The 25391-nt window shown below is 70.7% G+C and carries 24 protein-coding genes and 1 pseudogene; 18 read left to right on the top strand and 7 right to left on the bottom strand.

All coding sequences use genetic code 11. The annotated features are described in order from the left end of the window. Positions 1–8 precede the first annotated feature (8 nt). The 4 genes from ABT297_RS08375 to ABT297_RS08390 form a co-directional block, all read right to left on the bottom strand. A complete protein-coding gene (locus ABT297_RS08375; RefSeq protein WP_350546210.1) occupies positions 9–1349 on the bottom strand; it encodes a TIGR02678 family protein in 1341 nt (446 codons plus the stop codon). Continuing rightward, positions 1346–2944: a TIGR02677 family protein gene (locus tag ABT297_RS08380; protein ID WP_350546213.1), complete on the bottom strand. Its 1599-nt coding sequence runs from the start codon at positions 2942–2944 to the stop codon at positions 1346–1348. The genes ABT297_RS08375 and ABT297_RS08380 overlap by 4 nt, the downstream gene beginning before the upstream one ends. A gap of 123 nt (positions 2945–3067) precedes the next feature. Beyond that, positions 3068–3841, bottom strand: a complete 774-nt coding sequence (locus ABT297_RS08385) for a VOC family protein (RefSeq protein ID WP_350546216.1) — start codon at positions 3839–3841, stop codon at positions 3068–3070. A gap of 67 nt (positions 3842–3908) precedes the next feature. Continuing rightward, entirely contained in the window at positions 3909–4778 is an 870-nt protein-coding gene (locus ABT297_RS08390) for a hypothetical protein (protein WP_350546219.1), read from the bottom strand. A 73-nt stretch (positions 4779–4851) separates the two neighbouring features. Between ABT297_RS08390 and ABT297_RS08395 the strand changes: the two genes are divergently transcribed. After that, the gene (locus ABT297_RS08395; protein WP_350546221.1) at positions 4852–5700 is read left to right on the top strand and encodes a menaquinone biosynthetic enzyme MqnA/MqnD family protein; all 849 of its coding nucleotides are present in this window, start codon (positions 4852–4854) and stop codon (positions 5698–5700) included. A 50-nt stretch (positions 5701–5750) separates the two neighbouring features. Here ABT297_RS08395 and ABT297_RS08400 read toward each other — a convergent pair whose 3' ends face one another. Continuing rightward, entirely contained in the window at positions 5751–6638 is an 888-nt protein-coding gene (locus tag ABT297_RS08400; protein ID WP_350546224.1) for a serine hydrolase, read from the bottom strand. 313 nt (positions 6639–6951) lie between these two features. On the opposite strand from ABT297_RS08400, the gene paaA reads away from it, so the two are divergent. The 5 genes from paaA (at position 6952) to paaE (ending at position 10614) form a co-directional block, all read left to right on the top strand. Continuing rightward, positions 6952–7872, top strand: a complete 921-nt coding sequence (paaA, locus tag ABT297_RS08405) for a 1,2-phenylacetyl-CoA epoxidase subunit PaaA (protein ID WP_502885540.1) — start codon at positions 6952–6954, stop codon at positions 7870–7872. Continuing rightward, positions 7865–8155 carry a 1,2-phenylacetyl-CoA epoxidase subunit PaaB gene (paaB, locus tag ABT297_RS08410; RefSeq protein ID WP_350546228.1) on the top strand — a complete coding sequence of 97 codons (291 nt, stop codon included), beginning with the start codon at positions 7865–7867 and terminating at the stop codon, positions 8153–8155. Before paaA ends, paaB begins: the two co-directional genes overlap by 8 nt. Further along, positions 8152–8904: a 1,2-phenylacetyl-CoA epoxidase subunit PaaC gene (gene paaC / locus ABT297_RS08415; protein WP_350546229.1), complete on the top strand. Its 753-nt coding sequence runs from the start codon at positions 8152–8154 to the stop codon at positions 8902–8904. The genes paaB and paaC overlap by 4 nt, the downstream gene beginning before the upstream one ends. Beyond that, complete coding sequence (gene paaD / locus ABT297_RS08420; RefSeq protein ID WP_350546231.1) at positions 8898–9359, top strand: 1,2-phenylacetyl-CoA epoxidase subunit PaaD; 462 nt, start codon at positions 8898–8900, stop codon at positions 9357–9359. The genes paaC and paaD overlap by 7 nt, the downstream gene beginning before the upstream one ends. A 136-nt stretch (positions 9360–9495) precedes the next feature. Further along, a complete protein-coding gene (gene paaE / locus ABT297_RS08425) occupies positions 9496–10614 on the top strand; it encodes a 1,2-phenylacetyl-CoA epoxidase subunit PaaE (RefSeq protein WP_350546233.1) in 1119 nt (372 codons plus the stop codon). Between the two features lie 128 nt (positions 10615–10742). Here the strand turns inward: paaE and ABT297_RS08430 are convergent, their stop codons facing one another. Next, a complete protein-coding gene (locus ABT297_RS08430) occupies positions 10743–11699 on the bottom strand; it encodes an aldo/keto reductase (protein WP_350546405.1) in 957 nt (318 codons plus the stop codon). Between the two features lie 49 nt (positions 11700–11748). Between ABT297_RS08430 and mqnC the strand changes: the two genes are divergently transcribed. Both mqnC and ABT297_RS08440 read left to right on the top strand, forming a co-directional pair. Next, the gene (mqnC, locus tag ABT297_RS08435; RefSeq protein ID WP_350546234.1) at positions 11749–12984 is read left to right on the top strand and encodes a cyclic dehypoxanthinyl futalosine synthase; all 1236 of its coding nucleotides are present in this window, start codon (positions 11749–11751) and stop codon (positions 12982–12984) included. Positions 12985–13069: 85 nt separating this feature from the next. Beyond that, positions 13070–13762, top strand: coding sequence for a demethylmenaquinone methyltransferase (locus ABT297_RS08440; protein WP_350546237.1), 693 nt, complete (start codon positions 13070–13072; stop codon positions 13760–13762). Between the two features lie 52 nt (positions 13763–13814). Here the strand turns inward: ABT297_RS08440 and ABT297_RS08445 are convergent, their stop codons facing one another. Next, positions 13815–14159: a hypothetical protein gene (locus ABT297_RS08445; protein WP_350546239.1), complete on the bottom strand. Its 345-nt coding sequence runs from the start codon at positions 14157–14159 to the stop codon at positions 13815–13817. A gap of 243 nt (positions 14160–14402) precedes the next feature. Between ABT297_RS08445 and ABT297_RS08450 the strand changes: the two genes are divergently transcribed. The 10 genes and pseudogenes from ABT297_RS08450 to nuoI all read left to right on the top strand — a co-directional run bounded on the left by ABT297_RS08450 (position 14403) and on the right by nuoI (position 25391). Beyond that, on the top strand, positions 14403–15668 hold the full coding sequence (locus tag ABT297_RS08450; RefSeq protein ID WP_502885541.1) for a geranylgeranyl reductase family protein: 1266 nt from the start codon (positions 14403–14405) through the stop codon (positions 15666–15668). A gap of 144 nt (positions 15669–15812) precedes the next feature. Further along, positions 15813–16178 carry an NADH-quinone oxidoreductase subunit A gene (locus ABT297_RS08455; protein WP_350546242.1) on the top strand — a complete coding sequence of 122 codons (366 nt, stop codon included), beginning with the start codon at positions 15813–15815 and terminating at the stop codon, positions 16176–16178. A gap of 3 nt (positions 16179–16181) precedes the next feature. Continuing rightward, positions 16182–16853: a NuoB/complex I 20 kDa subunit family protein gene (locus tag ABT297_RS08460; protein ID WP_350546243.1), complete on the top strand. Its 672-nt coding sequence runs from the start codon at positions 16182–16184 to the stop codon at positions 16851–16853. Then, positions 16811–17548: an NADH-quinone oxidoreductase subunit C gene (locus ABT297_RS08465; RefSeq protein ID WP_502885530.1), complete on the top strand. Its 738-nt coding sequence runs from the start codon at positions 16811–16813 to the stop codon at positions 17546–17548. The genes ABT297_RS08460 and ABT297_RS08465 overlap by 43 nt, the downstream gene beginning before the upstream one ends. Before the next feature lie 151 nt (positions 17549–17699). Then, positions 17700–19016 carry an NADH-quinone oxidoreductase subunit D gene (locus tag ABT297_RS08470; protein ID WP_350546246.1) on the top strand — a complete coding sequence of 439 codons (1317 nt, stop codon included), beginning with the start codon at positions 17700–17702 and terminating at the stop codon, positions 19014–19016. After that, positions 19013–19711, top strand: a pseudogene (gene nuoE, locus ABT297_RS08475) (NADH-quinone oxidoreductase subunit NuoE); the annotation flags it as partial. The gene ABT297_RS08470 and the pseudogene nuoE, both read left to right, overlap by 4 nt. Then, positions 19711–21033 (top strand): NADH-quinone oxidoreductase subunit NuoF, encoded by a 1323-nt coding sequence (nuoF, locus tag ABT297_RS08480; RefSeq protein WP_350546248.1) that lies wholly within the window; start codon positions 19711–19713, stop codon positions 21031–21033. The pseudogene nuoE and the gene nuoF, both read left to right, overlap by 1 nt. Continuing rightward, the gene (locus ABT297_RS08485; protein WP_350546249.1) at positions 21033–23492 is read left to right on the top strand and encodes an NADH-quinone oxidoreductase subunit G; all 2460 of its coding nucleotides are present in this window, start codon (positions 21033–21035) and stop codon (positions 23490–23492) included. The genes nuoF and ABT297_RS08485 overlap by 1 nt, the downstream gene beginning before the upstream one ends. Then, positions 23489–24841, top strand: a complete 1353-nt coding sequence (nuoH, locus tag ABT297_RS08490; RefSeq protein ID WP_350546251.1) for an NADH-quinone oxidoreductase subunit NuoH — start codon at positions 23489–23491, stop codon at positions 24839–24841. The genes ABT297_RS08485 and nuoH overlap by 4 nt, the downstream gene beginning before the upstream one ends. Position 24842: 1 nt before the next feature. Beyond that, on the top strand, positions 24843–25391 hold the full coding sequence (nuoI, locus tag ABT297_RS08495) for an NADH-quinone oxidoreductase subunit NuoI (RefSeq protein WP_502885531.1): 549 nt from the start codon (positions 24843–24845) through the stop codon (positions 25389–25391).

Consider the following 25391-nt stretch of genomic DNA (forward strand, 5'->3'; position numbering starts at 1 on the left):
GCGTCTTCCTAGAAGAGGGTCCGTTGGCGTACTCGGGCGACCGTTCCGCGGTACCGTCCGATCAGCGGCCTGACCAGCACCCCGCCCGGCACCGGCGTCACCGCGCCGAATCTCGCGAGCAGCTCGACCGCTTCGACATGAAGACGCTCCCGGTCGGCGTGCCAGGCGGCCCCGAAGGCCGAGCCGTAGCGCTCCAGGATCGCCGCGACGGCCTCGCGCAGAAAGCTGTCGGTGACGAACGGCAGCCGCCCGGGCTCGGTGTCCGGGTTGCCGGTGTCGTCCGTTCGGTCGACGTCGCCGGTGCGGTCCTGGTCGTCCGCGAACATCCTGGTTGCCTCGGGCAGCCCGGCGTCCGCGGCCGCCACGAGCGCGGCCTGCCACTCGCGGGGGTCCGGCGCCGGCATCCGCCTGACCCGCCGACCGTCCGGGTCCAGCACCCGCTCGGACAGGTCGACCGCGAGCAGCACCGCGGCCTGCGCCACCGAACCGGTCCCGGGGAATCGTTCCGCGGAGAACCCGAGGGTGTCGACGAGCAACACGCCCTCCGCGCGCCGCTCGACCCGCAGGCCGGTCAGCCGGTGCAGGTCGCCGGGCAGCGCCGTGCCGCGCAGATGGTTCGCGACGGCGGCGTCGACGTCGCCGAAATACACGATCGGCGACTCGACGACGGCCCGGCGCGCGGCCTGCGCGGCCGCCCGCCGCTCGGCGTTGCCGCTGGTGGTCGCCGGGCGTTCCAGCAGCGCGGTCACGGTGTCGACGTGCTGCAACACCCGCGGTGGGTGGAACAGCGCGACCAGCGCGTCGCGCGCGATGTCGTAGAGCGCCTCGCCAGCGGTGGGATCGCTGACCCACGACGCGCTCGACCCGTCGGCCAGCCGGAGCACTCCCCGCTCCTCCAGCCAGGACACCGCGTCGACGAATGCGCGCCGATCGGCGGCGGAGTCCGGATCGAGTCCGAGGCCGCCGATCCGGTTCGCGTCGGCGGAAACGGCGTCGGCCAGTTCGCTGACCGTGGTCTGGATGCCGGCCCGGCCCAGCGCCGCCAGGCAGAGCGCGAGATACGCGTAGCGCTGGCGGTCGAACGGGCGGCCGGTGCGGCTCGTGGCCGGCCGCTCAGGAGTGAGCTGGTCAGCGGTCCGCACGAGCCGGGCGGTCGACCCGTGCAGTTCCAGCCGGTAGCCGAACGCCTCCGCGAGGTCGCGGCGGAGCTCCGCGGCGAACCGCCGGACCCGCACGAGCGCCCGCTCGTCCGGGTAGGTCGGGGTGATCAGCGGGTGGCGCAGGACGAGTCGTACCGCCCGCTGGTAATCGGCCAGGTCCAGCTCGGACACCTCTGCCGCGAACCTCACGACACGACCGCCAGCTCGGGCGCCGGATCGGCCCGCTTGGCCACCGTGTGCTCCGCAGGCGACACGCTCAGCGCATATCCGTCAAGGTGCAGCCGCCCCGTTGTCGTCAACACGGTGGTGAAGCGGCCCGGTGTGGGTGTGAGGGTGAGCCGCACCCCGTAGGCCGCGGCGGCCAGCGGCGCGTCGGCGCGTCCGGCCGCCCGGGCCGATAAGGCCACGTCCAGCAGCCGGCGTAACACCGCGGTCTGCGGTTCGTCCAGCGCCGGCCCGTCGGCCGCCGGGCCATCGCCGGAGTGCTGCTCGACGAGCCGCGCCGCGGCCGCCGCGCTGCGGCGTTCCTCGGCGAGCTGCCGTTCCCGAAGCCGGTCGCGCTGTCCACGGGACCGGTCGAGCCGGGCCGGCCGGCCGTTGCCCTGTCCGGGCGCTCGGCCGAACTCCACCAGCGTGCGGGACAGCTCGACCGGTGGCGCCTCCCACCATGACAGGCGGGTCGGGATGAGCTCCGGGTCGGCATGGGCGACACCGACATGGCGGGGTGCGCCGAGACCGAAAACCACGTCGAACAGGGCATGCGCGACGTCGACGGAGCCGACGCGGGTGAACCACGCGGCGAGGTGACGCAGCTGCGACTCGCGGCTGACCCCACCTCGGCGGGCCTCGGTGACCCGGCGCAGCAGGGCCAGCACGTCACCGATCGCCGCCATCGTCGCCCCGGCAAGCCGGTCGGCCTCGCTGAGCGCCCCGTCGCCCGGGGGCGCGAGCCACGATCGGAGGCCGGCCCAGCGGCGACGCCAGTCGTCGAGCCGCTCGGCCGGAGTGGCGAACAGCCGCTCATCCGCCTCGGCGGCCGCCTCGACCAGACGGTCCAGCCCGGAGGCCTCCACCTCGTGGACCGCCTCCCGCAACCGTGGCGTGTATCGCTGGAGTTCGTCGTGGAAGTCGCGCAGGTGTGTCAGCAGCGCGTCCTTGTGCGCGAGGAACGCCTCGGGTCGCACGTCCGGCGTGCGGCTGAGGTCGCCCAGCATGTGGTAGAAGCGGGCGGCGCGTTCGGCGATGTCCGCCAGCGCGCGATCCAGCCGGCTGAGCTTGCGGTAGACCTCTTCCGCGTCGCCTTCGGCGTTCGCCGAGGCCAGCGCCTTGAGGTCGGCGAGCAGGTCGGCGAAGACCAACCGGGAGAGGGAACTGTCACCGACACCCGCGGCGAGCACCGACTCCACCGCCCGGTGCGCGCGGTAGCCGGCCTCGGTGAATTGATACACCGAGTGACGATTGCGATACTCCGCCAGCGTCGCCGCGCGGGCACCGTCCTGCCCACGATCCAGGACACCCCACTCGACGAGCGCATCGAGCAGCCGCGGAAGCTCCAGCCCGGCGGGGTCCGGGCACTCGGGGTAGGTCGCCGAAAGCCCCGCCATGGCGGACGCCACCTCGGAGGTGTGCAGGACCACCTGATAGCTGGAGCGGGCGGCGTCAAGGGACCGCAGAACCCAGAGGTAAGCCGTCCGGTTGTCCGCCGTGACGTAGCTGAACAGCCGCATCCGGTCGTCCAGGCTGAACTCGTCCAGCCCGAACGACGGCGGGTTCGACTGCGCCATCGGACCCCCTCGAATCGACCGGCCAAACCTAGTCGAACGGCCCGGGCCGAGACCAGTCGGCGCACCCGATGGGGGCCGGCCCGCCGGGATGATCGTGCCCCCCGCGGGCCGGGCCGGTCCCGCTCAGGCCATCAGGGCGCGCAGCTCAGGCAGCATCTCGATGACCAGGAAGGAGCCGCCGGTCGGGTCGACGAGGTACGCCGCGTGACCGATGCCGGCGTCGATCGGGCCGGCCAGGACGCTTCCGCCGAGTTCGGGGGTGCGGGCCATGAAGCCCGCGCAGTCGTCGATCAACAGGATCGTGCGCCAGTGCGGCGGGGTGCCCGGCGGATACTCGTCGCCCAGCAGGCTCACGCCGCCCACCACGCGGTTCGCGGAGACCCAGTCGTGGTACTCGTGGATGGCGTCCGACGTGCCATCGCGCTCGGTCCAGCCGAAGACCTTGCCGTAGAACGCGGCGGCGGTCGGGACGTCCCGGGTCACCGTCTCGCTCCAGCAGACGGTGCCGGGCTCGTCCTGGACCTGGGCGCCGGCGAAGCGGCCGCGCTGCCAGGCGCCGAACGCCGCGCCGGCCGAGTCGGTGAACAGCGCGGCTCGCCCCCGGGTGCCAGCCTCGGCCGGGGGCTGCAGGACCGTGCCGCCGGCCTCGACGACCAGGCCCGCGGTGGCGTCGACGTCCTCCGTCGAGATGTACGTCAACCACGCCGACTGCCCGGAGGGCGACGGCGCGAGGCCGGCCACGGCGAGGTCGCGCAGCAGGAAGAGTGTGGTGCCATCGTCGGCCTCGGTGGTCGTCCAGCCGAAGAGGTCGCGGTAGAACGCCGCCGCGGCCGCGGTGTCGCCGCTGGTCAGCACCGCCCAACACGGCGTCGCGGGAGCATAGCCTCGTACTCGCACGCGATCACGGTAAGCGCAAAGTCGGCGCAATTGATCGTCTGAAGGGTCACAAATTGCCAGTTGGCGTTCAGTGCCTCGTCAGGAGCTGCTTCGTCACCTCGCGGCAGGTCTTCACTCCGTAGTCTTTGCCCAGGGAACTCGGGTAGTGCGCCATGATGCCCAGGCTCCAGCCCTCGCCGACGGCCATGCACGCGATGTGCCACTGGCCGTCGTCGCGGGACAGCCAGCCGTTCTTGATCGCCGTGGTCTTCTGGATGTCGGCCGGGAGCACCTCGATCGGGCCGAACCGGCCCGGGCCGCGCACGTTGCGCATCTCGTTGAGCAGCCAGTCGGTCCACTTCGGGCCGGCCGCGCGGCCGTCGCCGACGCACTTGGCCAGCCGGGCCACGTCGCGGGCGGACATCTGGGTCAGGCTCCAGGAGTTCTGGGTGCCCGTGGTCTCGGTCAGGCCGCAGACCGTGATCATGCGCTTGATCGAGGTCAGGTTGCCGTTCTGGACGTGGTACTTGAACGTGTTCTCCGTCTCCGAGTCGCGGATCATCCGGCTGAGCTCGGCGAGCGCGGTGCTGCTGGGCTGCTTCTTCTGCTCGGCCTGGCGGCGCAGCCAGTCGGCGGCCACCCAGGCCTTCGCCATCGAGGCGGTGTCGCTCGTGGTGTACGGCGTCGAGCCGTACATCTGGTCGGTCGTGTGGTCGTAGTAGGCCCACGACCAGTATCCCTTCACGTTCATCGTCACCGGCTGCGTCGGCGTGAACAGCGGCCCGGTGAACGACGGCGACGGCGCCGGGCTTTCGTCGGCGCTTCGCACCACGTCCGGCGAGCCGGAATCGGTCGCCGCGGCGGGCGTGTGGCCGACCTGCGTCGCGGGTTCGCAACCGGCCACGAGTAGCAGGGCCAGCGCGAGCGCAGGCCCGAGCACAGCAAGGGGGCGTCGCATCCCACGAGGGTAGCCGCTGTGAAAATGGCCGCCCCGGCCGTGTGCGCGGCCCCGGTTGGGGCACGATGGCGGTGTGCCCGGATTGCAGCGGCCCCGCGTGGGCCACATCCAGTTTCTGAACTGCCTGCCCATCTACTGGGGCCTGATGCGATCGGGCGCGCTGATCGATGTCGATCTGTTCAAGGACTCGCCGGAGCGCCTCAACGCCGCTCTCGTCGCCGGGGACCTCGACATCGGCCCGATCTCGCTCGTCGAATACCTGCGCAACGCCGACGACCTGCTGCTCCTGCCCGACCTCGCGGTCGGCAGCGACGGGCCGGTGCTGTCCGTCAACGCCGTTTCGACGCTGCCGCTGGAGTCGCTCGACGGCCGGCGCGTGGCGCTCGGCGCGACCTCCCGCACCGGCGTACTGCTGGCGCAGATGTACCTCGAGTCCAGCGTCGGCGTGCGCCCCGAGTACTTCAACAGCGCGCCCGACCTGGCCCGCATGCTCGACGAGGCCGACGCCGCCGTGATCATCGGTGACGTGGCGCTGCGCGCGATGCACGACGCGCCGCAGCACGGCTGGCAGGTCACCGACCTGGGCCTGGCCTGGCGCGAGTGGACCGGCCTGCCGATGGTGTTCGCCGCGTGGGCGGTGCGCCGCGACTTCGCCGCCGCGCACCCCGGCCTGGTCAAGGACGTGCACGAAGCGTTCCTGCGCTCGCGCGAACTGTGCCTCATGGAACTGGACGAGGTGGCCGCCGCGGCGGCGCGCTGGGAGACCCTCTCGGCCGAGACGCTGGCGACCTACTTCCGCGTGCTGGACTTCTCCCTGGGCGAACGCCAGGTCGCCGGAGTGCGCGAATTCGCCCGGCGGGCCGCGGCGCGCGGCGCGGTGCCTCCGCTGCCGGACGGCGGGCCGGCGTTCTTCAAGGGCTGATCTTCTCGGCGGGTCGTGGCGCGCGGCGACCGACTTGTCCGGGCAAACGGTCAGGCCTGGAGTTGCCGGGCCACGCTCTCGCAGATGCCCGCGCCGTAGCCCTGGCCCTTCGACGACGGGTATACGGTCAACACGCTCAGGACCCAGTCGGTGCCGATCGCCAGGCAGTTGACATACCACTTGTCGTCGCTGCGGGCGATCCAGCCGTTCTTCACCGCGGTCGAGGCCTGCTCCGCGGCCGGCAGCGCCGGCGCGATGCCGAACTTCTGGTCCTTCGCCACGTTGCGCATCTCGTTGAGCACCCAGTCCGTCCACTCCGGGCCGGCCGCGCGGCCGTCGCCGATGCACGCGCCCATGCGTGCCGCGTCGCGGGCCGAAATCAGGGTGCTGGCCCAATCGATGTAGGCCTTCGAGTCGGTCAGGCCGCAGATCTGTACGAGGCGGGAGATGCTCGCGGACTTGCCGTTGAGTCCCCAGAAGTGGGAGGCGGCGGCGTTGTCGCTGCTGCGGATCATGAGGCTGAGCTGGGACAGGTTCGACTGGCTCGGGTTGGGGTTGCGGCTCAGGTAGTCCGATGCCAGCCAGGCCTTGATCATCGAGGCGGTTCGCTGCGCGGTGTTCGCGTTCGCCGAACCGACCGTCGCGCCGGTGCGACGGTCCAGCAAGGTCCAGGACCAGAACCCGGTCGCGTCGACGGTCACGGGGGCGGGGTGCAGCAGCGCCGGTGGCAGCGTCGAGGCGGTGGGCGGGGCCGGGGCGGCCTTGCGGGCCGGGGCCTCGTCCGCGACCGGGCTCTCGGCGATCGCGGACGCCGGTTCGGCCGTGTCCGAGTAGGTCGAATAGGTGCTGAGCAGGCCACTGCCCCAGAGGAAGGGCACGCCGACCAGGGTGGCTGCGACGAGCAGTACGGAGGCGGTCAATCCGACACGCTTGCGCATGGGTTGGTGATCCCCTCCCTGGCGGTCGACGCCCATTCCGCCGGCGGCCCGACGTAAGCGATCGGGGTCACCCGACGTGAGTGCTTTTGCCCGATCAGTCTCTCGTTCAACCGTCGGACCGGCGGTCCGGATGCGCTCAAAAGTGCCTGGTAGCTGGCTCGATGCCATGTGACACCTTCTTGCTGGAAGTGCCGGATGCTGTAACACTTGAGGCGTGTACGGCAACGACTTCGCCCCTTTGCTCGAGCAGGTCGACAGCGCCGAACGGGACCTTCAGGCGGCCTCCGAGGCGAGCGTCGAGGCCTGCGATGGGCTGCTGGAATACTTCGATGCGACCGTCTCGGCCGACCAGAAGATCGAGCCCCGGGACTGGATGCCGGAGGCGTACCGCAAGACGCTGATCCGCCAGATCGCGCAGCACGCGCACTCCGAGATCATCGGCATGCAGCCCGAGGGCAACTGGATCTCCCGCGCTCCCTCGCTCAAGCGCAAGGCGATCCTGCTGGCGAAGGTGCAGGACGAGGCCGGCCACGGGCTGTATCTGTACGCCGCGGCCGAGACGCTCGGTGTCTCCCGCGACGAGCTGGTCGAGCTGCTGCTCGACGGCCGCCAGAAGTACAGCTCGATCTTCAACTATCCGACGCTGACCTGGGCGGACATCGGCGCGATCGGGTGGCTCGTCGACGGCGCCGCGATCGTCAACCAGGTGCCGCTGTGCCGCTGCTCCTACGGGCCGTATGCGCGTGCCATGATCCGCATCTGCAAGGAGGAGTCGTTCCATCAGCGGCAGGGGTACGAGATCCTGCACACGCTCGCCAACGGCACCCCGCGGCAGCGGGAGATGGCGCAGGGCGCGGTCGATCGCTGGTGGTATCCGTCGCTGGCGATGTTCGGCCCGCCCGACAGCGAGTCGACGCACTCCGAGCGCTCGATGGCCTGGAAGATCAAGCGGTTCTCCAACGACGAGCTGCGCCAGCGGTTCGTAGACATGTGCGTGCAGCAGGCGGGCGTGCTCGGCCTGGGCCTGCCCGACCCGGACCTGCGCTGGAACGAGGAGCGCCGGGCGTACGACTACACCCAGCCCGACTACGAGGAGCTCGTGCGCGTGATCAAGGGCGAGGGGCCGTGCAACCGTCAGCGCATGGCGCACCGTCGCCGCGCTCACGAAGATGGCGCGTGGGTGCGCGAGGCGGCCCGGGCGCACGCCGCGAAGAAGGCGGTGGCCAGTGTCTGAATCGCGGTCCGAGCCGCTGTGGGAGGTGTTCGTCCGGCCCCGCCGCGGGCTGTCGCACGCGCACGTCGGCTCCCTGCACGCCCCCGACGCCGAGATGGCGCTGCGCAACGCCCGCGACGTCTACACCCGCCGCCAGGAGGGCGTCTCGATCTGGGTCGTGCCGGCGGCCGCGATCACCGCGAGCAGCCCCGACGAGCGGGACGCGTTCTTCGATCCGGCGGCCGACAAGGTGTACCGCCACCCGACCTTCTACGCCGTACCGGAAGGTGCGGATCACATATGAGCGGTACGGAGCGAAGCGGAGTTGTCGGCATGAGTAAGGACTTCGCGCGTGTGCTGGCGCTCGGCGACGACGCGCTCATCGCGGCGCAGCGCCTCGCCGAGTGGTGCTCGCGCGCGCCCGAGATGGAAGAGGACATCGCCCTGGCCAACATCGCGCTCGACCAGCTCGGCGCCGCACGGCTGTTCCTCACCTACGCGGGCGAGCTGGAGGGGCGCGGGCGGGACGAGGACGACCTGGCGTACCTGCGCGACGACGGCGAGTTCCGCAACGCGCTGCTGGTCGAGCTCGACAACGGCGACTTCGCGGTCACCATCGGCAAGCTGCTGTTCCTCGCCATCTACCAGCGGCTCGCCTACCAGCGGCTGAGCGCCGGCCCGGACGCGCGGCTGGCCGGGATCGCGGCGAAGGCGCGCAAGGAGTCGGCGTACCACGCCGAGCACGCGGCACTGTGGACCGTGCGCCTCGGCGACGGCACCGACGAGTCGCACCGGCGCATGCAGGCTGCCGTCGACGCGCTGTGGCCCTACACGCACGAGCTCTTCGAGGGCGACGTCGACGGCAACCTGGTCGCGCTGCGCGAGCCCTGGCTGGCCGAGATCACCGCGGTGCTGGACGAGGCGACGCTGACCCGGCCGGCCGACGGCTGGGCGCCCTCGGGCGGGCGGCGCGGGGTACACACGGAGGAACTGTCCAAGCTGCTCGCCGAGATGCAGGTGCTGCATCGCGCGCACCCCGGGGCGACGTGGTGAGCGCGCGCGAGCTGGTTGCGGCGGTGCGCGACCCGGAGCTGCCGCTGGTCACCATCGAGGAGCTGGGCATCTTGCGGGGTGTTGCGGAACGTGACGGCCGAGTCACGGTCAGGATCACGCCGACGTACTCGGGCTGCCCGGCGATGGACGCGATCCGCGCCGACATCGAGGCGGCGCTGGACGCCGGCGGGTACCACGACATCGAGGTGGACACCGACCTCGCCGAGGCGTGGACCACCGACTGGATCACCGACGAGGGCCTCGCGAAGCTGGCCGCGGCGGGCGTCGCACCGCCGGCGCGCGGCGCGGCGGTGACCCTGACGCTTACGGTGCGCTGCCCCCGGTGCGGGTCGCCGGACACCGAGGAGCTGTCCCGCTTCGGCGCCACGGCCTGCAAGGCGCTCCGGCGGTGCCGGGCGTGCCGAGAGCCGTTCGAGCGAGTGAAGGCCATATGACCGGTCCGCAGCGCAGCGGCGCCTGGTCTGGGTCGATCTTTGCGAAGTCTCATCGAGCCAGACTGGGCGGAGGGGCCGGTCATCAGGAACGCAGGCTCAGGTCATGCCGCGGCCGGAGCGGAGCGGAGGTTTCGGCATGACCGTTTCTCCGATACGGCGGCCGGTCAAGCGGCGGCCCATGTTCCACCGCCTCGCGGTGCTTGACGTCGAGCGGCTGACCGACGAGGCCGTCGCGGTGACCTTCGACGTGCCGCCAGCGCTGCGGGAGCTCTTCGCGTTCCGGGCGGGGCAGCATCTCACCGTGCGCCGCCACCACCCCGGATCGGGGGAGGAGATCCGCCGGTCGTACTCCATCTGCTCGACCCCCGCGCTGCTGCGCGACGAGGGCGTGCTGCGGGTGGGCATCAAGCGGGTCGCCGGCGGCGCGTTCTCCACCTTCGCGCTGTCCGAGCTCGCCCCGGGCGACGAGGTCGACGTGCTGCCGCCGCTGGGCCACTTCACCACCGCGTTCGACCCGGACCGGGCGCGGCACTACGCGGCGATCGTGGCCGGCTCGGGGATCACGCCCGTGCTGTCGCTCGCCGCCACCGCGCTGGAGACCGAGCCGGGGAGCCGGGTCACGCTGATCTACGGCAACCGGGCCGCCGGCACCGTGATGTTCGCCGAGGAGCTCGCCGACCTCAAAGACCGCCATCCGCAGCGGCTGCACCTGCTGCACGTGCTGTCGCGCGAGGCGCAGGAGTCCCCGCTGCTGTCGGGCCGGCTGGGCGAGGCCCGCATCGGCGCCATCCTCGACGCGCTGGTGCCGCCCGGCACCGTCGATGAGTGGTTCCTGTGCGGGCCGCACGGCATGGTGCTCGACGCGAAGGTGGCGCTGAGCCTGCGCGGGGTCGACGACGCCGCGGTACACACCGAGCTGTTCCACGTCGACGACGCGCCGCCGGCCGCGCGCACGGCGGCCCCCGAGGCGGCCGGGCATGGCGCCGAGGTGAGCATCCTGCTCGACGGGCGCGAGACCACCTTCACGATGGCGCACGACGAGCGGATCCTCGACGCGGCGCTACGGGCGCGGCCGGAGCTGCCGTACGCGTGCAAGGGCGGCGTCTGCTCGACCTGCCGGGCGAAGGTCGTCGAGGGCGAGGTCCAGATGGCGCGCAACTTCGCGCTCGAGCCGGACGAGCTCGCCGCCGGATATGTTCTGACCTGCCAGTCGATGCCGATCACGGACAGGGTCGTGGTCGACTTCGACGCCTGAGGCGGGTCACACCGATGGGCGGCGGGCGGGTCAGGATCGTGGTCTCGCCGTCGCGCGACGCCGTCGCCGTCCTCGACGGCCGGCCAGCGCCGGGCGACGGCAAGACCCGACCTATTTCATCGAGATTCCTAGATCTCGGCCAGCGCCGCCAGGTCCTCGGCACCGGGGACCCAGGCGGCGGCCGCCGCGTTGGCCGCGACCTGCCCGGCCGAGGTGGCGCCGGCGATCACGCTGGACACGGCCGGCTTCGCGGCGAGCCCGCCGATCGCGACGGTCAGCAGGTCGAGCCCCCGCTCCTCGGCGAACGCGGAGAGGCGCTCGATGCGGTCCCACGGCGCTTCGGCGAGCGTGCGGTCGAAGCCGTCGCGGGCCAGCCGGGAGTCCGGCGGCGGCGCGTCGCCGCGCCGGTACTTGCCGGTGAGTAGCCCCAGCTCGAGCGGGAAGTAGGGGAGCAGGCCCAGGCCGAAGCGCTCCAGCGCGGGCACCAGGTCGGCCTCGACGGAGCGGTCCAGCAGGGAGTAACGGTTCTGCGCGCTCACGAACGGCGTCAGGTGATGGGTCTCGGCCGTCCAGGCCGCGTCGGCGGTCTGCCAGCCCGCGAAGTTCGAGTGGCCGACGTAGCGCACCTTGCCCGCCCGGACCAGGTCGTCGAGCGCGGCCAGCGTCTCCTCGATCGGGGTCTGCGGGTCGGGGCGGTGGATCTGGTACAGGTCGATGTAGTCGGTGCCGAGCCGGCGCAGCGATGCCTCGGCGGCGCGCAGGATGTACCGCCGGCTGCCGCGCGCGCCCCAGTCGGGCCCGTTGGCGCCGCGCGTGTCCATGCCGAATTTGGTCGCGATGATCGCGTCGTCGCGGCGTTTGCGGAGGGCGGCGCCGAGCGCCTCCTCGGACGCGCCGGCGGTGGTGCCGTACACGTCGGCGGTGTCGAACAGGTTGATGCCGAGGTCGAGGGCGGCGTCCACGACCTCGGCGCTGCGGGCCGCGTCGATTCGCCCGCCGAAGTTGTTGCAGCCGATGCCGACCACCGAGACGGCGAGGCCCGAGCGCCCGAGGCGCCGGTAGCGCATTTCAGTCACTCTCGTGATCCTAGGCACGGCCGCTCGACGCCGGCACCGCTCTGGGTACGCTCTGGGTGTGACGACTCCGGTGATCAGCGAGATCCTGCAGCGTGCCGCCGACGGCGGGCGAATCGGCGCGGAGGAGGCACTACTGCTGTACACGGATGCGCCGTTCCACGAGCTGGGCGAGGCCGCCGACGCGGTGCGCCGTCGCCGCTACCCGGATGGCATCGTCACCTACATCATCGACCGCAACATCAACTACACGAATGTCTGCGTGACGGCGTGCAAGTTCTGCGCCTTCTACCGGGCGCCGAAGCACGCCGAGGGCTGGACGCACAGCACCGAGGAGATCCTGCGCCGCTGCGCGGAGGCGGTCGACCTCGGCGCCACGCAGGTGATGCTGCAGGGCGGGCACCACCCGGAGCACGGGGTGGAGTATTACGAGTCGCTGTTCTCGGCGGTGCACACCGAGTTCCCCGACCTGGTCATCCACTCGATCGGCCCGTCCGAGGTGCTGCACATGGCCAAGGTCTCCGGGGTGTCGATCGAGGACGCGATCGCCCGGATCAAGGTGGCCGGCCTGGCCTCGATCGCCGGCGCCGGCGCGGAGATGCTGCCCGACCGGCCGCGGCAAGCGATCGCGCCGCTGAAGGAGTCGGGGGCGCGCTGGCTGGAGGTCATGGCGGCCGCGCACCGGCAGGGCGTCTCGTCGACCGCGACGATGATGATGGGCACCGGCGAGACCAACGCCGAGCGCATCGAGCACCTGCGGCTGATCCGGGACGTGCAGGACCTCGCGGTCGCCAACGGCTACTCCGTCGAGGCGGACCTGGCCGGGACCATGGGCGGGTTCCGCTCCTTCATCCCGTGGACCTACCAGCCGGAAAACAACCACCTCAAGGGGCGCACGCAGGCGACGAGCCTGGAATACCTGCGCCTGGTGGCGGTCGCGCGGCTGTTCTTCGACAACATCGCTCACCTGCAGTCGTCCTGGCTGACCACGGGCAAGGACGTCGGCCAGGTCTCGTTGCACCTGGGCGTCGACGACCTGGGCTCGATCATGCTCGAGGAGAACGTGATCTCCTCGGCCGGCGCCCGGCACCGCTCCCGCCTGACCGAGCTCGTCCAGATGATCCGGGGCGCGGACCGCATCCCGGCGCAGCGGGACACGCAGTACCAGCACCTCAAGGTCCACCGGACCGAGGCCGACGACCCGACCGACGAGCGCGTGCAGTCGCACTTCTCGTCCATCGCCATCCCCGGCGGCGGCACCGGCCGGTCGCTCCCACTGACCCCGGCGAACTCATGAGCGGTCCGGAGCGAAGCGTAGGGGCCGTTCATGATGGGCTCAGTCTTCCGGCATGCTGGCGCCGGAGCGAAGCGGAGGTGACGGCATGACGCGCGCATCGCTGGACAAGGAGCCGGAGGAGGTCGCGGCGATGTTCGACGGCGTGGCCCGCCGGTACGATCTCACCAACACCGTCCTCTCCGGCGGCCGCGACCGCATGTGGCGCCGCGAGACGCGCCTCGCGCTCGGCCTCAAGCCCGGCGAGAAGGTCCTCGATCTGGGCGCTGGCACGGGCGTGTCGACGCTGGAGCTCGGCCGGTCGGGCGCGTTCGCGGTGGGCGCCGACATCTCGGTCGGCATGCTGCAGGCCGGCCGGGAGAAGCGCCCGGAGGTGCCGTTGCTCGCCGCCGACGCGCTGCACCTGCCGTTCGCCGACGAGACCTTCGACGCCGTGACCATCTCCTTCGCGCTGCGCAACATCGCCGACACGGACGCGGCGCTGAGCGAGATGGCCCGGGTGACCAAGCCCGGCGGCCGGCTCGTGGTGTGTGAGTTCAGCACCCCGACGTGGCGCCCGTTCCGCGCCGTCTACCAGGGCTACCTGGTGGGCGCCCTGCCGCAGGTCGCGAAGCGGGTCTCGAGCAACCCGGACGCGTATGTGTATCTGGCCGAGTCGATCCGGGCCTGGCCGGACCAGGCCGGGCTGGCCGCGCGGATCGGCGAGAACGGCTGGCGGAAGGTCGCGTGGCGCAACCTGACCGGCGGCGTGGTGGCAATGCACCGCGGCTTCCGCATCTGACCTCGCCGTCGGCCGCTCTGCGCTTGTGACCACCGCCGGGCCTCGGCGGTGGTCACGAGAACGGGAAGCGCGCCGGGGTCAGGCGGTCCAGCAGGGCGCGGATCTCGCGGGCCAGTTCCGAAGGACGCTGTTCCAGATCGGCCCGCGTGAAGGTGGCCAGCGTCCAACCCGCGGCGGCCAGGCGCAACTGCGCGCGTCCCGCGCTGCCCGAAAGGTCCGGAAAAAGGCCGGGAAAGCGGGACATACCCAGGTCAACGGCCAGGCGGGCCGTGGCGAAGGCCACGTCTGCGACCATGATCTCACCCCAGCGGTCGAGAATCGGCTCGTCGTAGCGCCAGGCCCACAGGCCGGCCCGGCGCAGAGCGCGGGTCGCCAGGTGGCGGGTTGCGACATCCACGATTACTCAGGATTGTCGTCCCGTGACGCCCTGTCGACGTACAAGCTGGGCCTGTGGACAATCCCGCTCGCGCCGGGGGATGCGGCTCGTGGAATGACTGTTCGGGTGAAAAATTAGGGTTGCCTTACCGGAAGTGGGGCTGTTCACGGTTCTAGACTGCTCAACGGATGACTTTGTGAAGACTTTCACGAGCGCGAAACGAGCGCAGCTGAGCGGGTAGGAGGTGTTACGGCCGTGACCGACATCGGAAAAGATGCGGATGTCATCGTCGTCGGCGCCGGGCCGGGCGGCTCGACCGCGGCGTTCCACCTCGCCCGTCACGGGCTGCAGGTCCTGCTGCTCGAGAAGACCGAGTTCCCGCGCGAGAAGGTGTGCGGCGACGGGCTCACGCCCCGCTCGGTCAAGCAGCTGATCAAGATGGGCATCGACACCACCGAGGAGAAGGGCTGGCTGCGCAACCGCGGCCTGCGCGTCATCGGCGGTGGGGTGCGCCTCGAGCTGGACTGGCCCGACCTCGCGAGCTTCCCGGACTACGGGCTGACCCGCACCCGCATGGACTTCGATAACATGCTCGCCACGGCCGCGACCGATGCGGGCGCCGTGCTGCGCACCGGGACCAACGTGACCGGTCCGATCCTCGACCGCACCGGCCGGGTTGTCGGTGTGACCGCCACCGGCCAGGACGGGGAGCCGCTGGAGTTCCGCGCCCCGTTGGTCATCGCCGCCGACGGCGTCTCCGGGCGGTTCGCGCTGGCGCTGGGCATCGCCAAGCGCGACGACCGGCCGATGGGTGTGGCCGTCCGGCAGTATTACTTCAGCCAGACCCGCCACGACGACGACTACCTCGAGTCGTGGCTGGAGCTGCGCAGCCGGGAGTCGGGCGACAAGCTCCTGCCGGGGTATGGCTGGATCTTCGGGCTCGGCGACGGCCGGGTCAACGTCGGCCTGGGCGTGCTCAACAGCAGCGTCGCCTACGGCAAGACCAACTACAGGACGCTGCTCGCCGACTGGCTGGACAACACCCCGGCCGACTGGGGCCTTTCCGACCCGGCCAACGCCGACGGCAAGTCCCAGGGCGCGGCGCTGCCGATGGGGTTCAACCGGGTGCCGCACTACACCCGGGGCGTGCTCCTCGTCGGCGACACCGGTGGCATGGTCAACCCCTTCAACGGCGAGGGGATCGCCTACGCCATGGAGTCCGGCGAACTGGCGGCGGAGATCGCCGTCCACGCGCTGGCCCGCCCGCAGGGCACCGCGCGCGAGCGAGTGCTCGCCAACTATCCGTCCGAGCTGAAGGCCCGCTACGGGGGGTACTACCGGCTCGGCAATGTGTTTGTGAAGCTCATCGGCAACCCGCAGATCATGCGGATCGCCACCAAGCACGGCATGCCACACCCGACCCTCATGCGGTTCGTGCTGAAACTCCTCGCCAACCTCACGGACCCGCGGGGTGGGGACGCCATGGACCGCGTGATCAACGCGATGACTCGGCTGGCGCCAGCCGCCTGACCCCCAAAGGCACTGGCCAAGGCCGCATTTGGGGTGCCCCCGGACGAAGCCGTCCAGGCATTACCGAATAGTGTTAAACCCGCAAACAGAGTGGTCCCAGGGGCCGGCCGCCCCGCGGGCTCGCCGAAAGGACGGAGCAGCACGATGTCGCTCGCGCCGTACGTACCGATTCTTGGGCTCTTCGCCCTAGCCGCCGCATTCGCACTGTTCTCGGTGGCGATCGCGCCCTTCGTCGGGCCGCGCCGGTTCAACAAGGCAAAGCTCGACGCCTACGAGTGCGGCATCGAGCCGACTCCCCAGCCTGTCGGCGGTGGCCGCTTCCCGATCAAGTTCTATCTGACCGCGATGCTGTTCATCGTCTTCGACATCGAGATCATCTTCCTGTATCCGTGGGCCGTGAACTTCGACGCGCTCGGCCTTTTCGGGTTCGTGGAGATGGTGCTGTTCATCGTCACCGTGTTCGTCGCGTTCGCCTATGTCTGGCGCCGCGGCGGGCTGGATTGGGACTGAGCCATGGGCATCGAGGAAAAGGTACCGACCGGCGTCCTGTTGACCACCGTCGAGAAGCTGGTCAACTGGTCGCGCAAGGCGAGCTTCTGGCCGGCCACCTTCGGCCTGGCCTGCTGCGCCATCGAGATGATGGCGACCGGCGCCGCGCGCTACGACCTGGCGCGCTTCGGCATGGAGGTCTTCCGGGCGAGCCCCCGTCAGGCCGACCTGATGATCGTCGCGGGCCGCGTGAGCCAGAAGATGGCCCCGGTCCTGCGCCAGATCTACGACCAGATGCCGGAGCCCAAGTGGGTGCTCTCCATGGGCGTCTGCGCCTCCAGCGGAGGTATGTTCAACAACTACGCGATCGTCCAGGGCGTGGACCACATCGTTCCCGTGGACATGTATCTGCCGGGCTGCCCGCCGCGGCCGGAGATGCTCATCGACGCGATCCTGCGCCTGCACGACAAGGTCATGGCCGAGCCGCTGGGTGACCGGCGCCGCCGCGCGATCGAGGCGCGGGTGGAGCGCGAGGGCGCGCCCGTGGTGGCACCTGGCGCGATGCCGTCGAGCTACCGGTTCGACAAGGTCAAGCGCGCCGAGTGGACGAAGGCCGTCGCCGCGGGCCGCGAGGAGCAGCTGCGCATCCAGAAGTGGATGGAAGAGCGGGCGAACCTGTCCGGAGGAACCAAGTGACTGAAGCAGAGCCGGTCGGCGCGCAGCTCGGTGCCACGGCCCAGACCCCGCCGTCCAGTGGGGCCGGGCGCGGCATGTTCGGCGTGCAGGGCACCGGCGACACCTCGGGCTTCGGCGGCCTGCGCCGCCGGCGCGCGGCCGAGCTCGACTCGCCTCGGCCCTTCGGCGGCGACTTCGACGAGGTCGTGGACGCCCTCGAGGAGGCATACGCCCCCTTCAACGACGCGATCGAGCGCATCGTGGTCGACCGCGGCGAGCTCACGCTGCACATCGTGCCGGAGCGCATCGCCGAGGTCTGCCAGGCGCTGCGGGACGACCCGGCGCTGCGCTTCGAGCTGTGCTCCTCGGTGTCGGGCGTGGACTACCTCGGCTCCGACGGCCGTCGGCTGCACGCGGTGTACCACCTGACGTCGCTGACCTTCCGCCGCCGGATCCGCCTCGAGGCGGCGGTCACCGCCGAGGACCCGCACCTGCCGAGCGTGACCCAGGTGTACCCCACCGCCGACTGGCAGGAGCGGGAGACCTACGACATGTTCGGCATCGTCTTCGACGGCCACCCCAACCTGACCCGGATCCTCATGCCGGACGACTGGGAAGGCTTCCCGCAGCGGAAGGACTACCCGCTCGGCGGCGTGCCGGTCGAGTACAAGGGTGCGGAGATCCCGCCGCCGGACCAGCGGAGGAGTTACCAGTGACGCAGCGATTGCGGAGTCACCAGATGACTCAGGTGTCAGGTCATCGGGCCGCCGAGCGAAGCGAGGGATCCCCGGTGACGCAGCGATTGCGGAGTCGCCAGATGGCTCAGGTGTCAGGTCATCGGGCCGCCGAGCGAAGCGAGGGATCCCGATGACCACGGATTATGCGGCCGCGCGTGAGACCACCGAGGGCCGGGTCTTCACCGTTACCGGCGGGGACTGGGACACGGTCGTCAACGAGGCCGGCTCCGAAGAGCGCATCGTCGTCAACATGGGCCCGCAGCACCCGTCCACGCACGGCGTGCTCCGCCTGGTGCTCGAGCTCGAGGGCGAGACCGTCACCGAGGCGAGGACCGTCATCGGATACCTCCACACGGGCATCGAGAAGAACCTGGAGTTCCGCAACTGGACCCAGGGCACCACGTTCGTGACCCGGATGGACTACCTGGCGCCGATCTTCAACGAGGCCGGCTACTGCATGGCGGTCGAGAAGCTGCTCGGCATCGAGGACCAGATCACCGATCGCGCCAAGACGATCCGCATCCTCATGATGGAGCTCAACCGGATCTCCTCCCACCTGGTCTGGCTCGCCACGACCGGCATGGAGCTCGGCGCCCTGTCGATGATGATCTACGGGTTCCGCGAGCGCGAGTACATCCTGGACATCTTCGAGATCGTCTCCGGCCTGCGGATGAACATGGCGTACGTACGCCCCGGCGGCGTCGCGCAGGACGTCCCGGACGAGGCGATCGTCAAGATCCGCGAGCTGCTCGGCTGGATGCCGGACCGCATCGACATGTACGAGGACCTGCTCTCCGGCAACACGATCTGGCGCGAGCGCACCCAGGGTGTCGCCGTGCTCGACGTGACGGGGTGCCTGGCGCTGGGCATCACCGGCCCGGTGCTGCGCTCCGCGGGCCTGGGTTGGGACCTCCGCAAGCAGCAGCCGTACGGCGGCTACGAGACCTACGACTTCGAGGTCCCGACGGAGACGACCGCCGACGCGTGGGGCCGCTACAAGGTCCGGCTCGGCGAGATGCGCCAGTCGCTGCGGATCGTCGAGCAGGCACTCGCTCGGCTGGAGCCCGGCCCAATCATGATCGCCGACAAGAAGATCGCATGGCCGGCGCAGCTGGCGGTCGGCGGCGACGGCCTGGGCAACTCGCTCGAGCACGTCGCGAAGATCATGGGCCAGTCGATGGAGGCCCTGATCCACCACTTCAAGCTGGTGACCGAGGGCTTCCGGGTGCCGGCCGGCCAGGTGTACGTGCCGATCGAGGCGCCCCGCGGCGAACTCGGCGTGCACGCGGTGTCCGACGGTGGCACGCGCCCGTTCCGGGTGCACTACCGGGAGCCCAGCTTCGTCAATCTGCAGGCGATCCCGGCGATGGCGGAGGGCGGTCTGCTCGCCGACGTCATCGTGGGCGGCGCCTCGCTCGACCCCGTCATGGGTGGGTGTGATCGTTGATGGTGTTCAGTGAGGTCACGCGCGAGCGCGCGCGTGAGATCATCGCGCGCTACCCCGAGGGCCGCTCGCGCTCCGCGCTGCTGCCGCTGCTGCACCTGGTGCAGTCGGAGGAGGGCTACGTCTCTCCGGCCGGCATCGCCTTCTGCGCCGAGATCCTGGGGATCACCAAGGCCCAGGTGGGTGCGGTTGCGACGTTCTACACCATGTACAAGCGCAAGCCGACCGGCGACTGGCTGGTGAGCGTCTGCACCAACACGATGTGCGGCGTGCTCGGCGGCGACCGGGCATACCAGGCCCTGAGCGACTACCTCGGGGTCGGGCACGACGAGACGACCGCCGACGGCAAGATCACTCTTGAGCACGCCGAGTGCCTCGCGGCCTGCGACTACGCGCCGGTGATGACGGTCAACTACGAGTTCTTCGACGGTGTGACCGAGGACAGCGCGCTGTCGCTGGTCAAGCAGCTGCAGAACGGCGACCGCCCGCAGCCGAGCCGGGGCACCCGGCTCTGCACGCTCAAGGAGATGGCGGTGCAGCTCGCGGGCTTCGCCGACGACCGGGGCGACGAGGTCATCGGCGAGGGGCCGGCCGGGGAGTCGACGCTGGCCGGTAGCCGGCTCGCGGAGCGCTTCGGGATCTCGGTGCCGGGCTTCGACCCGGAGACGCCCATCGCCAAGAAGGACGAGGCGAAGAAATGACGCTGGACCACCAGCCCTCGCAGGAGTCGCTGTCGAAGCTCACGCCGGTGCTCACCAAGCGCTGGCTGTCGCCCGACGCGTGGAAGATCGACGTGTACGAGCGGCTCGACGGCTACACGGCGTTGCGCAAGGCGTTCAGGGCCCACCCGGACGACCTGATCCAGCTGGTCAAGGACTCGGGCCTGCGTGGACGCGGCGGTGCCGGCTTCCCGACCGGCATGAAGTGGGGCTTCATCCCCCAGAACGACGGCAAGCCGCACTACCTCGTGGTCAACGCCGACGAGGGCGAGCCGGGCACCTGCAAGGACCTGCCGCTGATGATGGCCGACCCACACGCGCTGGTCGAGGGCGTCATCATCGCGTCGTACGCGATCCGGGCCAACTTCGCCGCGATCTACATCCGCGGCGAGGCGGTGCACGCGGCCCGCCGGCTGCGCTCCGCGGTCCAGCAGGCCTACGCCAAGGGATATCTGGGCAAGAACATCCTCGGCAGCGGCTTCGACCTCGACCTGGTCGTGCACAGCGGCGCCGGCGCGTACATCTGCGGCGAGGAGACCGCGCTGCTGGACTCGCTGGAGGGCTACCGCGGCCAGCCCCGGCTGCGCCCGCCGTTCCCGGCCACGCACGGCCTCTACGCCTCGCCGACGGTCGTCAACAACGTCGAGACGATCACCAGCGTGCCGTACATCGTGCTCGGCGGCTCCGCCTGGTTCCGCAGCATGGGCACCGAGAAGTCGCCGGGCCCGAAGATCTACTCGATCTCGGGACGGGTGAACCGCCCCGGTCAGTACGAGTGCGGTCTCGGCGTCACGCTGCGGCAGCTCATCGACCTGGCCGGTGGCATGCAGCCCGGACACAAGCTCAAGTTCTGGACGCCGGGCGGCTCGTCGACGCCGATGCTCACCGACGAGCACCTCGACACGCCGCTGGACTTCGAGGGCATGGCCGGGGTCGGCACGATGCTCGGCACCACCGCCGTGCAGGTCTTCTCCGACCAGGACGACATCGTCTACGCCACGTATCGCTGGATCGCGTTCTACCACCACGAGTCCTGCGGTAAGTGCACCCCGTGCCGCGAGGGCAACTACTGGATGGTCCGCATCCTGCACCGCATCCTGGCCGGCCAGGGCACCCACCAGGACCTCGACACCCTGCTGGACGCCTGCGACAACCTGCTGGGTCGCTCGTTCTGCGCGCTCGGCGACGGCGCGACCAGCCCGGTGACGTCCTCGATCAAGTACTTCAAGCAGGACTACCTGGACTACATCGAGGGCCGCAAGGCGCCGATGTTCGCCGGCGAGCTGGTAGGAGCCCACTGATGACCGACGTGGTTCCCAAGACTGAGACGGTGAAGCTCACGATCGACGGCATCGAGGTCGAGGCGCCGAAGGGTGCGCTCGTCATCCGGGCCGCCGAGCAGGTGGGCATCTCGATCCCGCGCTTCTGCGACCACCCGCTGCTGGCCCCGGCCGGCGCCTGCCGGCAGTGCCTGGTCGACATCGAGGGCCAGCGCAAGCCGGTCGCCTCCTGCACGCAGCCGGTGGCCGAGGGCATGGTTGTAAGGACCCAGCTGACCTCCGATGTGGCCAAGAAGGCCCAGGAGGGAATCATGGAGTTCCTCCTGATCAACCACCCGCTCGACTGCCCGGTCTGCGACAAGGGCGGCGAGTGCCCGCTGCAGAACCAGGCGATGAGCAACGGCCAGGCCGAGTCCCGGTTCGTCGAGCAGAAGCGGGAGTACCCCAAGCCGCTGCCGATCAGCACCCAGGTGCTGCTCGACCGCGAGCGGTGCGTGCTGTGCCAGCGCTGCACCCGGTTCTCCGACGAGATCGCCGGCGACAAGTTCATCGACCTGATGGAGCGCTCGTCCAACGAGCAGATCGGCGTGTTCCGCGGCGACCCCGATTCGCCCGAGGACGACGCGCCGTTCAACAGCTACTTCTCCGGCAACACGATCCAGATCTGCCCGGTCGGGGCGCTGACGAGCTCGCAGTACCGTTTCCGGGCCCGCCCCTTCGACCTGGTCTCCACGCCGAACGTCTGCGAGCACTGCTCCGCGGGCTGCGACCAGCGGGCCGACCACCGCCGGGGCAAGGTCATGCGCCGCCTCGCCGGCGACGACCCGGCGGTGAACGAGGAGTGGAACTGCGACAAGGGACGCTTCGCGTTCCAGTATGTCAACGCCACCGACCGCATCACCACCCCGCTGGTCCGCGACAAGAAGACCGGTGAGCTGCGCACGGCCAGCTGGCCGGAGGCGCTGACGGTCGCCGCGGCCGGGCTCGCCGCCGCGAAGGACAACGGCGGCGTGGGCGTGCTGGCCGGCGGCCGGCTGACCGTCGAGGACGCCTACGCGTACGCGAAGTTCGCCCGGGTCGCGCTCGGCACGAACGACATCGACTTCCGCGCCCGGCCGCTGTCGGCGGAGGAGACCGAGTTCCTCGGCTCCCACGTCGTCGGGCGGGCCGACGTCACCTACGCCGACATCGACCAGGCCCCCGCGGTCGTCTTCGTCGGGCTGGAGCCCGAGGAGGAGTGCCCGATCATCTTCCTGCGGGCGCGCAAGGCCTACCTCAAGCGAGGTCTGCCCAGCTACGCGGTGGCGCCGTTCGTGAGCCGCGGCTTCGAGAAGCTCGGCGCGACCGTCCTGCTCACCGTCCCCGGTGCCGAGGCGGAGGTGCTCGGCGCGTCCGAGCAGTTGCGCGAGGCGCTGTCGGCCGAGGGCGCGATCCTGTTCGTCGGCGAGCGGCTGGCGAGCGTGCCGGGCGGCCTGTCCGCCGCGGCGCGGCTAGCCGAGGCCACCGGTGCCCGGCTCGCCTGGGTGCCGCGCCGGGCCGGCGATCGCGGCGCGGTCGAGGCCGGCGTCCTGCCGACCCTGCTGCCGGGCGGCCGCCAGGTCTTCGACCCGGCCGCGCGCGGCGAGGTCGCCATCGCCTGGGACCTGGACGCGGGCGTGCTGCCCAGCGCCTCGGGCCGCGACACCGACGGCATCGTCGCCGCGGCCCGCGAGGGCCGGCTCGGCGCGCTGGTCGTCGGCGGCGTCGACCCCTCCGACCTGGCCGACCCGATCGCCGCCGAGGAGGCGCTGGACAAGGTCGGCTTCCTGGTCAGCCTGGAGCTGCGGATGAGCGCCGTCGCCAAGCGCGCCGACGTCGTCCTGCCGATCGCCCCGGCGGTCGAGAAGTCCGGCTCCTACGTCAACTGGGAGGGCCGGACCCGCCCGTTCGGCACCGTGCTGAAGACCCAGGCGATGAGCGACGCCCGCGTGCTCGACACGCTGGGCCGCGAGCTCGGCGTCCAGCTCGGCGTCGCGGATGTGACGGCGATCCGGGTGCAGCTGGCCGCACTGGCTCAGCTGCCGCTGCCGGGCACCGTTGCCGGCGGCGCCGGCAACCCGAGTGTCGTTCGCGGCAACGCGCCGGACGTCGAGCCGGCCGCGACGCCCAAGCCGGGCAGCGGCCAGGCGATCCTGGCCTCCTGGCATCACCTGATCGACGGCGGCTCGCTGCAGGACGGGGACGGTCACCTGGCCGGCACCGCCCGCCCCGCCGTGGTCCGGATCTCCAAGAGCAACGCGGCCGACCTCGGCGTGGTGGACGGGGACGCGGTGACGGTCGGCAGCGACCGGGGCGCGATCACCCTGCCGGCACTCGTCACCGACATGGTCGACGGGGTTGTGTGGATCCCGACGAACTCACCGGGCTCGACCCTGCGGCGCACGCTCGGCGTCACCGAGGGCGCGCTGGTCGAGATCAGCACTGGGGGTAGCGCAAAATGACGCCTCTCGCCTACGGCAACCTGGAGCAGTTCGGCAAGGACCCCTGGTGGCTGGTGATCGCGAAGGTCGTCGTGATCTTCGCCTTCCTGGTCGTCATGACGCTCTTCGCCATCTGGTACGAGCGCCGGGTCGTGGCCCGCATGCAGGTCCGCCCGGGCCCCAACCGCAACGGGCCGTTCGGCCTGCTGCAGTCGCTCGCCGACGGCCTGAAGCTGGCCTTCAAGGAAGACATCATGCCGCGCCTGGCGGACAAGGTGGTCTTCTTCTTCGCGCCGGTGGTCTCCACGATCTGCGCGTTCACCGCGTTCTCGGTGATCCCGTTCGGGCCGTCGGTGTCGATATTCGGCACGCACACCCCGCTGCAACTCACCGACATCCCGGTGGCGGTGCTGCTGGTGCTGGCCTGCGCCTCGATGGGCATCTACGGCATCGTGCTGGGCGGCTGGGCCTCCGGCTCGACGTATCCGCTGCTCGGCGGCCTGCGCTCGAGCGCCCAGATGATCTCGTACGAGGTCGCGATGGGCCTGTCCATCGTCTCGGTCTTCCTGGTCGCGGGCACGATGTCGACCTCGGAGATCGTCGCGGCGCAGGCGGGCAACGGCACCGCCAACGTGCTCGGCATGACCTGGCACCTGCCGGCCTGGTTCGCCGTGCTGCTCCTCCCGAGCTTCCTGATCTACTTCACGGCCGCGGTCGGTGAGACCAACCGGGCACCCTTCGACCTGCCCGAGGCCGAGTCCGAGCTCGTCGGCGGCTTCCACACCGAGTACTCGTCGCTGAAGTTCGCGCTGTTCTTCCTCGCCGAGTACGTCAACATGGTCACCGTCTCGGGCCTGTGCGCCACGCTGTTCCTCGGTGGCTGGCGCGCCCCGTGGCCGATCTCGCTCTGGGACGGCGCGAACCACGGCTGGTGGCCGGTCCTGTGGTTCACCATCAAGGTGCTCCTGCTGCTGTTCGTGTTCGTCTGGCTCCGCGGCACGCTGCCCCGGCTGCGCTACGACCAGTTCATGCGCTTCGGCTGGAAGGTGCTCATCCCGGCCAACCTGGTCTGGATCCTGGTACTGGCCGGCATCCGGCTGGTGCAGACGCACGACGAGCTGAGCACGGGCACGCGCACCGGGGTGATCGTGGGCATCGTCGCCCTGGTCGTGCTGGTGCTGGCGCTCGTCGGCCTGCAGCGCGCCCGCCGCGGCCCGCTGGCCGACCTGCCGCAGCCGCACCCCGGCGGCCGGGTCGGTGGCGAGAACGGCTTCCCGTTGCCGCCGCTGAACCTCGAGGTGCCGCCCAGCCCGCGGGCCAAGCGCGTGATCGTCGAGCGGGAAACCGTCCCGACCGGCAAGGAGAGCTGACGTGTCTATTGGTGGAACCCTCAAGGGGTTCGGGGTCACCTTCTCGCACATGTTCAAGAAGGTGGTCACCGAGGAGTACCCGGAGCAGCGCAAGCCGCCCGCTCCGCGGTACCACGGCCGGCACATTCTCAACCGCTGGCCGGACGGGCTCGAGAAGTGCATCGGGTGCGAACTGTGCGCATGGGCGTGCCCGGCGGACGCGATCTTCGTCGAGGGCGCGGACAACACCGAGGACGCGCGGTTCTCGCCCGGTGAGCGTTACGCCCAGACGTACCAGATCAACTACGCCCGCTGCATCTTCTGCGGGCTGTGCATCGAGGCCTGCCCGACCCGCTCGCTGACCATGAGCAACGAGTACGAGCTGGCCCGCGACAACCGCCGCGACCTGATCTTCACCAAGGAGCAGCTGCTCGCGCCGCTGCTGCCGGGTATGGAGCGCCCGCCGCACGACATGCGCCTGGGCGACTCGGAGAAGGACTACTACGTCGGCGCGTTGGAGAACCCCGGCACCTCCGCCGGCGCCGAACGCTACAAGGGGGTCCGTCCATGA

Source organism: Dactylosporangium sp. NPDC000555 (genome assembly GCF_040300025.1).
Taxonomy (GTDB): Bacteria; Actinomycetota; Actinomycetes; order Mycobacteriales; family Micromonosporaceae; genus Dactylosporangium.